Origin of the sequence: Blastococcus sp. TF02A-26 (assembly GCF_003319125.1) — a bacterium.
GTDB lineage: Bacteria > Actinomycetota > Actinomycetes > Mycobacteriales > Geodermatophilaceae > Trujillonella.
Genome location: NZ_QOHG01000006.1, coordinates 247,701 through 255,526, shown reverse-complemented (window position 1 = coordinate 255,526; position 7,826 = coordinate 247,701). Strand labels below are relative to the sequence as shown.

Annotated in this window: 10 protein-coding genes; 5 read left to right on the top strand and 5 right to left on the bottom strand. The window is 75.0% G+C overall.

Going from position 1 to position 7,826, the window contains the following annotated elements; all coding sequences use genetic code 11:
- Positions 1-123: 123 nt before the first annotated feature.
- Positions 124-798 (bottom strand): TetR/AcrR family transcriptional regulator C-terminal domain-containing protein, encoded by a 675-nt coding sequence (locus DQ240_RS09480; RefSeq protein WP_113839345.1) that lies wholly within the window; start codon positions 796-798, stop codon positions 124-126.
- Between the two features lie 100 nt (positions 799-898).
- On the opposite strand from DQ240_RS09480, the gene DQ240_RS09475 reads away from it, so the two are divergent.
- Positions 899-1,585, top strand: coding sequence for a DUF4386 domain-containing protein (locus tag DQ240_RS09475; RefSeq protein WP_113839344.1), 687 nt, complete (start codon positions 899-901; stop codon positions 1,583-1,585).
- Positions 1,586-1,599: 14 nt separating this feature from the next.
- Here the strand turns inward: DQ240_RS09475 and DQ240_RS09470 are convergent, their stop codons facing one another.
- Positions 1,600-2,112 (bottom strand): DinB family protein, encoded by a 513-nt coding sequence (locus DQ240_RS09470; protein ID WP_199589216.1) that lies wholly within the window; start codon positions 2,110-2,112, stop codon positions 1,600-1,602.
- Between the two features lie 78 nt (positions 2,113-2,190).
- Here DQ240_RS09470 and DQ240_RS09465 point away from each other — a divergent pair, with 78 nt between their 5' ends.
- Positions 2,191-2,886 (top strand): dienelactone hydrolase family protein, encoded by a 696-nt coding sequence (locus tag DQ240_RS09465; protein WP_113839369.1) that lies wholly within the window; start codon positions 2,191-2,193, stop codon positions 2,884-2,886.
- A 39-nt stretch (positions 2,887-2,925) separates the two neighbouring features.
- Here the strand turns inward: DQ240_RS09465 and DQ240_RS09460 are convergent, their stop codons facing one another.
- The gene (locus tag DQ240_RS09460; protein WP_113839343.1) at positions 2,926-4,068 is read right to left on the bottom strand and encodes an acyl-CoA dehydrogenase family protein; all 1,143 of its coding nucleotides are present in this window, start codon (positions 4,066-4,068) and stop codon (positions 2,926-2,928) included.
- Between the two features lie 68 nt (positions 4,069-4,136).
- On the opposite strand from DQ240_RS09460, the gene DQ240_RS09455 reads away from it, so the two are divergent.
- On the top strand, positions 4,137-4,814 hold the full coding sequence (locus DQ240_RS09455) for a helix-turn-helix domain-containing protein (protein WP_113839368.1): 678 nt from the start codon (positions 4,137-4,139) through the stop codon (positions 4,812-4,814).
- Between the two features lie 162 nt (positions 4,815-4,976).
- Positions 4,977-5,153, top strand: a complete 177-nt coding sequence (locus tag DQ240_RS23590) for a hypothetical protein (protein ID WP_199589212.1) — start codon at positions 4,977-4,979, stop codon at positions 5,151-5,153.
- Between the two features lie 37 nt (positions 5,154-5,190).
- Here the strand turns inward: DQ240_RS23590 and DQ240_RS23585 are convergent, their stop codons facing one another.
- A complete protein-coding gene (locus tag DQ240_RS23585; RefSeq protein ID WP_199589210.1) occupies positions 5,191-5,334 on the bottom strand; it encodes a hypothetical protein in 144 nt (47 codons plus the stop codon).
- A 479-nt stretch (positions 5,335-5,813) separates the two neighbouring features.
- Here DQ240_RS23585 and DQ240_RS23580 point away from each other — a divergent pair, with 479 nt between their 5' ends.
- The gene (locus DQ240_RS23580) at positions 5,814-6,716 is read left to right on the top strand and encodes an adenylate/guanylate cyclase domain-containing protein (RefSeq protein ID WP_199589208.1); all 903 of its coding nucleotides are present in this window, start codon (positions 5,814-5,816) and stop codon (positions 6,714-6,716) included.
- Here DQ240_RS23580 and DQ240_RS09445 read toward each other — a convergent pair.
- Positions 6,713-7,744 (bottom strand): TrkA family potassium uptake protein, encoded by a 1,032-nt coding sequence (locus DQ240_RS09445; protein WP_199589206.1) that lies wholly within the window; start codon positions 7,742-7,744, stop codon positions 6,713-6,715. The genes DQ240_RS23580 and DQ240_RS09445 overlap by 4 nt on opposite strands.
- Positions 7,745-7,826 lie beyond the last annotated feature (82 nt).

Genomic DNA, 7,826 nt, shown 5'->3' with positions numbered 1-7,826 from the left:
TCACATACGGCGACAGGCGAGACATCGGCACACGCCTCCGAGCACGACGAATCACGGAGGCTCGGCGCTTCCCCCTGCCGAGACGCGGCTCAACTTACGACGCTGTACTTCCGAGCGCGACCACTAGCGGGAGGTCCACCCCGCGCGCTGCAACCGCTCGGCGCCGTCCAGCAGCAGGTCCAGGGCGAACTCGAACTCGAACTGCTCGTCGCAGCCGCCGCCGACCCGGCCGAGGTCGCCCTGCGTCGCGGCGACGGCGATCTCGAGCACGTGCGGGAAGCGCCGGGCGAACTCGCGCGCCATCGCCTCCTGCTGCTCGGGCGTCGGCGGCTCGGCGGGCGCGGGTTCCTCGAACAGCTCGGGACTGAAACCCCAGATCCGGTTGCCCAGCGCGTGCATCACGTGGTGGGTGAGGTCGGGGGAGAGGCCGCCGGAGCGGAAGGCCCCGGCGACGGCGTCCATGTGGCCGAGCACCGCCGGGGTGCGCCGGGTGCCGGCCTCGATCGCGCGCCGCGCCCACGGGTGCCGGAGCACCACCCGGCGGGCGGAGAGGACGCGGGCGCGCACCGCGTCCTTCCACTCCAGCGCAGGGTCCGGTGTCTCGATCTCGCCGAGCACGGTGTCGACCATGCCGCCGAGCAGCTCGTCCTTGTCGGCCACGTGCTTGTAGAGCGCCATCGGGACGACGCCCAGGTGCTGGGCGAGCCCGCGCATGCTCACCGCGCCGATCCCGGCCTCGTCGGCGAGGTCGACGGCGGCGCGCAGCACGCGCTCGCGGTCCAGGCGTTCCCGGGCCATCGACGTCCTCCTCGGCTCGGCCGGTTGACAGGCGTACACCGTACACCTAACGTCCCAGGGCAGTGGTGTACGCCGTACACCTCGATGGGAGGAGAGCTGCATGACCTCGACGAGACGGGCCGCCGCGGCGGCCGGAGCACTGTTCCTCCTGACGCACGTGACGTCCGTGCCGGCGGCGCTGCTGTACGACTCGGCGTTCGGACCCGGCGGTGCCCTGGAGCCGGGGGACGCCGGCGCGGTCCGCATCGCCGCGCTGCTGGAGGTGGTCCTGGCACTCGGCGTCGTCGGGACCGCGTTCGTGCTGTACCCGCTGGTCCGGCGGCAGCACGAGGGCATCGCGCTCGGCTACGTGGCGCTCCGGACGCTGGAGGCCGGGGTGATCCTCGTCGGCGTCGTGACGGCGCTCGCGGTGGTCACGATGCAGAGCGGGGACGGGACGACGGCGGTTGTGCGCGACGGGCTGATCGCCGTGCACGACTGGACGTTCCTCGTCGGGCCCGGCCTGGTCTGCGGGGCGAACACCGTCCTGCTGGCACACCTGCTGCACCGCGCGGGCGCCGTGCCGCGGTTCATCACGGTGCTGGGCCTGGTCGGCGGTCCGCTGATCGCCACCGCGAACGCCGGTGAGCTGCTCGGCCTGCACGACGGCATCTCCGGAGCGGGCGGCGTCCTCGTCGTGCCGATCTTCGCGTGGGAGGTCTGCCTGGCGGTGTACCTGATCGCGCGCGGACTCGGCGCGGACGCCGGGCGGCCGGCGGTCGACCGCCCGGTTCCCGTCCCCGCCTGACCGGGGGCGGCAGGTCAGGCGCCGGTCGCGCCGTCGATCCGCTCGCGGATCAGGTCGGCGTGACCGGCGTGCCGGGCGTACTCGGCGATCATGTGCGAGTAGATCCACCGGAGCGTGACCTCGCCGCCCATGAAGGGACTCGTGGAGTCCAGCGCGCGCCCGTCGCAGTTCGCGCGGGCCCGCGCGACCTCCGCCTCCCACGTCGCCCGCGCGCCGGCGAGCGTGGCGCCGGGAGCGAGGTCGAAGCCGCCGTCCGGCCCGTCGGGATCGGCGTCCGGGTCGTGGATGGCGGGGACCCGCTCGCCGAGCAGCACCCGGCGGAACCAGTTCCGCTCGACCTCGGCCATGTGCTGCACGAGGCCCACCAGGGTCAGCGGGGACGGGGGTACCGACGCCTCGCGGGCCTGGTCGTCGTCCAGCCCGTCGCACTTGCCCACCAGCGTGGCGCGGTAGAAGTCCAGCCACCCCTCGAGGGTGGCGCGCTCGTCGGCGCGGATCGGGGGCATGGCGCGGTCGGTGCTGGTCACGGCGCCGATGCTGCCACCGGGCCCCGACGGTCCCGTCGCGCGGCCGGGAGGTCGCTGCCGCAGGATCCGGACGTGCCGATGACGACGTTCGACGCCCCCGCCGGCCCGCTCCCGGCGTATCTCGCCACCCCCGAGGGCCCGGGCCCGTGGCCCGGCGTCGTGGTGGTGCACGACGCGCTGGGGCTCAGCGACGACGTCCGGCGGATCACCGACCGGTTCGCCGCGAACGGGTACCTGGCGATCGCCCCGGCGCTGTTCCGGCGGGGCAACCGGCTGGCGTGCGTCGTCACCACGCTGCGGTCGCTGCACCAGGGCCGGGGGCCGGCGGTGGACGACGTCCTCGCCGCGGCCGCGCACCTGCGCGCCGACGACCGCTGCACGGGCAGGGTCGGCTCGGTCGGCTTCTGCATGGGTGGCGGGTTCGCGCTGCTCACCGCGCCGAGCGGGGTGTTCGACGCCGCGGCGCCCAACTACGGCATCTGGCCGGGCAACCGCGAGGAGCTCGCCCGCGCCTGCCCGACCGTCGCCAGCTACGGCGCGAAGGACCGGATGCTGCCCGGGGCCGCCGCCGAGCTCGAGCGCCGGCTGACCGCCGGCGGCGTCCCGCACGACGTGGCGGAGTACCCCGCCGTCGGGCACTCGTTCATGAACGACTGGAGGACGCCGGCGCCGCTCCGGTTCGTCGAGCGGACCGCCGGGCTCGCCTACTCGCGCCCCGAGGCCGAGGACGCCTGGCGGCGGATCCTCGCCTTCTTCGGCGAGCACCTGCGCTGACCGGGGTGGCGGCTCACCAGGAGCCGCCACCCCCGTCGCTCAGCCGCGGGCGGCGGCCAGCGCGGACGCCCCCACCGCCTCGAGCGTCGCCTCGGGCGTCAGCGGGTGGAAGGGCCCACCGCGCACGTCCCGGTACGCCCGCTCCAGGCGTGTCCCTCGGGAGAAGGCCGGACCGCCGACCACCTGCAGCGCCAGGTCGGTCACCGCGACCGCCTCCAGCACCGCGTGCCGCTTCGCCGTCATCAGGGCCTCCAGCACGACCGGGTCGGGCCCGAAGTGCTCGCCGGTCTCCTCGATGGCCGCGAGCAGCGCCCAGCGGGCGACCCGGAGCCGGGCGGTCATCTCGCCCAGCTGGCGGACCGCGGCCGGGGACGCCTCGGCCCTGGCGGCCAGCATCCGCGCGGCCTCGTCGCAGGCGCCCCGGGCCACCCCCAGGTAGACGCCGGCGACGACCGGCGCGAAGTACTGGGCCGCCAGCATCAGGGGCCCGGCCAGCACGCCGTACGGCCGGCGGCCGGTGATGCGCTCGGCCGGGACGAAGACGTCGTCCAGCACGACGTCGTGACTGGCGGTCCCGCGCATGCCGAGGGTGTCCCAGGTCTCGACGATGGAGACCCCGGGGCTGCTCATCGGCACGCTCGCGTGCAGCACCTCGGCGTCGGGCCCGGGATCGCCGAGGGTCGCCGACGTCGACAGCACGGTCGCGGCCGGCGCCTGGGAGACGAAGGACTTCCGGCCGCTGAACCGGAAGCCGCCGTCGACCGGCACCGCGGTGGTGGTGGGGCACACCCAGTCGCTGCCGCCGCTGGTGGCGAGCACGATGCCGTCGGCGGCGACCCGGCGCAGCGCCGCCTCGGCGTCGGCGAGGCCGCGGCCGTACCGGAAGCGCTGGAGCAGCGTCATGTAGAGGTGCATCGCCGCGGAGAGGCCGGCCGCGCCGGACCAGCGGGCCAGCTCGTACTCGGCGAGCACGACCTGGCGCAGGCTCGCGCCCGCGCCGCCGAGCTCGGGAGGCACGGCCATCGCCCGGTAGCCGGTGTCGGTCATCGCGGCGTAGGCCTCGGACACGAAGGTGGCGTCCCGGTCGTGCTCGGCCTCGTGCTCGGCGGCGATCCGGCCGATGGAGGCGGCCAGCGCGACCAGGGACTCGTCGGTGGGGCGGGGGGAGAGCGTCGTCGTCATGGGACGACGGTCGCGAGGGCGGACCTGCGGCACTAGTGCTCGTTCTGAACCGCTGCCACCATCCCGGGATGGCGCGCTACGGCCAGTACTGCCCCATCACCCGCTCGCTCGAGCTGCTCGGCGACCGCTGGACGCTGCTCATCGTCCGCGACCTCCTGGTCGGCGCCGAGCGGTTCAACGAGCTCGCCCGCGGCCTGCCCCGGCTGTCCCGCGGGCTGCTGTCCAAGCGGCTGGACCACCTCGAACGTGCCGGGCTCGTCGACCACGTCGGCGACCGCTACCTGCCCACCCAGGCCTGCGAGGACCTCCGCCCGATCGTCTTCGGGCTCGCCGAGTGGGGGGCGCGCTGGGCGTTCGGCGAGCCTCGTCCCGACGAACTGGACGCGACGGTGCTGCTCTGGTGGATGCGCGGCGGCATCGACGCGGCCGCGTTCGGCGACCGCGAGCGGACCTGCCTGCACGTCCGGTTCCGGTCGGGCACCCGCCGGCGCTTCTGGCTGGTCGTGCAGGCCGCCGACGTCTCCCTGTGCTTCGTCGACCCGGGGTTCGACGTCGACGTGGTCGTCGAGGCCGACCTCGACGCCCTGTACGAGGTCTGGGACGGCCGCATGGAGTACGGCGCCGCGGTGCGCGACCGCCGGCTGGTCGTCACCGGCGAGACCGCTCTCGTCCGCGCGTTGCCGCGGTCGTTGCGGCTGAGCCCGGTGGCCCCGCTGGTCCGGAGGGCGGTCGCCGCCCCCGCCTGACCCGGTTCACGGACTGCACCGGACCGCCGCACGGAGGACCGGTGTGAACGCCGGGAGTCATCCCGCCCCGTGCGTCACCCCAAGGGGTCGGATCCGGTTGCGCGGCTGGAGGTGGGTCCCCGGACTGCCGATCCCCTGGGTATCCGACGAGGGGAGCCGGTCATGTACGACACGGCATGCAGGGCAGTGGCACAGGCGGGCACGGTCGCGGCGACGGCGTCGCTGGACTCCGAGCAGCCCTGGCCGATGCTGCTGGTGGCCGGCTGGCTGACCACCGCGACGGACTGCGCGCTGGCCGCCGGTCAGCTGGCCGAGTTCGAGGCCGCCTTCTCCGTCTGACCCCTTCGGGGCGCGCGGCCGGGCACGACCTCCGCGATCATGACCCGGTGACGGGGACCCGACGGGCAGCAGGCGCCGTGCAGCGGGCCGACGCCGTGCTGGCGTGGGCGCCCAGCGGTCGGCTCGCCGTGCCGGTGATCGTCGCGCTGGTCGTCGTCGCGAACATGGTCGGCGTCGGCACCGTCGTGCTCCTGCTGCTCGGCGTCGGGGGAGACGCGGACACCAGCCGCACCCCGGTCCTGCTGACCGCGCTGGCGTACCTCGTCGTCGCCTTCCCCGCCGGCATCTGGGCCGGGCTGCACCGGCAGCGCCCCACCAACGCCTGGTTGCTCGCCGGCCGCGAACCCACCGCTGCCGAGGCGGCCCGGGCGCTGCGCCTGCCGGTGGACACCGCGTTGGTCGCCGGCGCGGTGTGGCTGGTCGGAGCGGTCCTGGTCGGGGTCGTGGCGGCCGTGGCGTTCCCCGACTCCCGGGTGGGCATCCGCGTCGGCGTGGCCGTCGTCCTCGGCGGCGTGGTCACCGCCGGCGTCACCTACCTGCTCGTCGCCCGTGCTGCCCGCGCCGTCACCGCCCGCGCCCTGGCCGCCCACCCGCCGACCGGCCGGCTGACCCTCGGTGTGCGCCCACGCCTGGTGCTCACCTGGGGGATCACCCAGCGGCGTGCCGCTGGTCGGCGTGGTGCTGCTCTTCCTCGACCCGACCAACCCCGACGGGCCGGGCGCCACCGCGGTGGTCTTCCTCGTCGTCGTCGCACTCCTCGTCGGCCTGCTCGCCACGCTGCTCACCGCCCGCGCCGTCGGGGCGCCGCTGCGCGACCTGCGCCAGGCCGTGCAGCGGGTCGGGAAGGGCGACCACTCGGTGCGCGTCGTCGTCGACGACGGCGGCGAGATCGGCCTGCTGCAGGACGGCGTCAACGCGATGGCCGCCGGGCTCGCCGAGCGGGAGCGGCTGCGGGACCTGTTCGGCCGGCACGTGGGGACGACGGTCGCCCAGCGCGCCCTGACCGACGGCGTCTCCCTCGGTGGCGAGCTGCGCACGGTCGCGGCGCTGTTCGTCGACATCGCCGGGTCCACCTCGCTGGTCCGCCGGACCGGGCCCGAGGAGATGGTCGGGCTGCTCAACCGCTTCTTCGCCGTCGTCGTCGACACCATCGAGGACGAGGGCGGGCTGGTGAACAAGTTCGAGGGCGACGCCGCGCTGTGCGTCTTCGGCGCCCCCACCGACCACCCCGACCCGGCCGGTGCGGCGCTGCGCGCGGCCCGCCGCATCTGCGACGCCGTCCGGGATGCCGGGGAGGTCGACGTCGGGGTCGGCGTCGCCTGCGGTCCGGTGTGGGCCGGTCAGGTCGGCGCGGCCAGCCGGCTGGAGTACACCGTGATCGGCGACCCGGTGAACGAGGCGGCACGGCTCACCGAGCTGGCCAAGGACTCCGCCGGGCGGGCGGTGGCCAGCGAGTCCACCGTGACCGCGGCCGGCAGGGACGAGCGGGAGCACTGGGTGCCCGACCGCGCGGTCGAGCTGCGCGGCCGCGGCGAGCCGACGCGGACCTGGGTGCGCCGCTAGGAGAGGTGCGCGCGGACGACGACCAGCTCGTCCTCCGCCTGCAGCGTGCCGATCAGCGGGTCGTCGAAGCGCAGGGTGCGGCCGCCGCGGGTCACCGACAGGACGATGTCGGTCAGCTGGCGCGGGCCCAGGCCGACCTCCCCGGCCTTGACCGTGCGCTGGTGCAGGTCCAGTCCCTGCCCGCCGGTGACCAGGTCCTCGACCACGTTGACCACGCGGGGGTGGTCGGTGGACAGGCCGAGCAGCCGGCCCGACGTCGCCGAGGTGGTGATCACGGTGGTCGCGCCGGACTGCCGCAGCAGGTTGGCGTTCTCCTCCTCGCGGACCGAGGTGGTCAGCGGCACGGTCGGGTTGAGCTGCCGCACGGTGAGGGTGATGAGGACCGCCGCGTCGTCCCGGTTGGCGGCGACGATGACCGCGCGGGCCTTCTCGACCGCTGCCCGCTTGAGCACCTCGCGCCGGCTGGCGTCCCCGACGATGCCGGTCAGCCCGGTCGTCGTCGCCTCCTCGACCAGCCGTTCGTCGATGTCGACGACGACGATCTGCTCGGCCGGCGTGCCGTCCGCGCGCAGCGCGCGGATGGCGCTGCGGCCCTTGGTGCCGTAACCGCAGACGATGACGTGCTGACGCACCGTGGACCTCCACCGGCGGATGCGGAACTCCTCGCGCGAGCGCGCCGTGAGCGCCTCGAGCGTGGTCCCGATGAGGACGATCAGGAACATGATCCGCAGCGGCGTGATCACGATGATGTTGACCAGGCGGGCGCCCTCGGTCACCGGGGTGATGTCGCCGTAGCCGGTGGTCGAGAGGGTGACCGTGGCGTAGTAGAAGGAGTCCAGGAGCGTGAGACCGCGCTCGTCGCCGTCCCGGTAGGCGTCGCCGTCCAGCCAGACGATGAGGACGACGACGACCAGGACGGTCATCGCGAGGAGGACCCGCCGCCACACCTGGCGGACGGGGGACTCCTCGATGTGCGCCAGGATGACCCCGGTGTGCGGGTCGTCGGCGTCTCCCGCGTGGCCTCTCACCCCGCGGACGATAGTGAGCCGAGGGCCCGTCAGGGCCGAGCCCCCTCCGTCCGGGGGAGGGTTCGGCGGCCGTGCGTCCTCC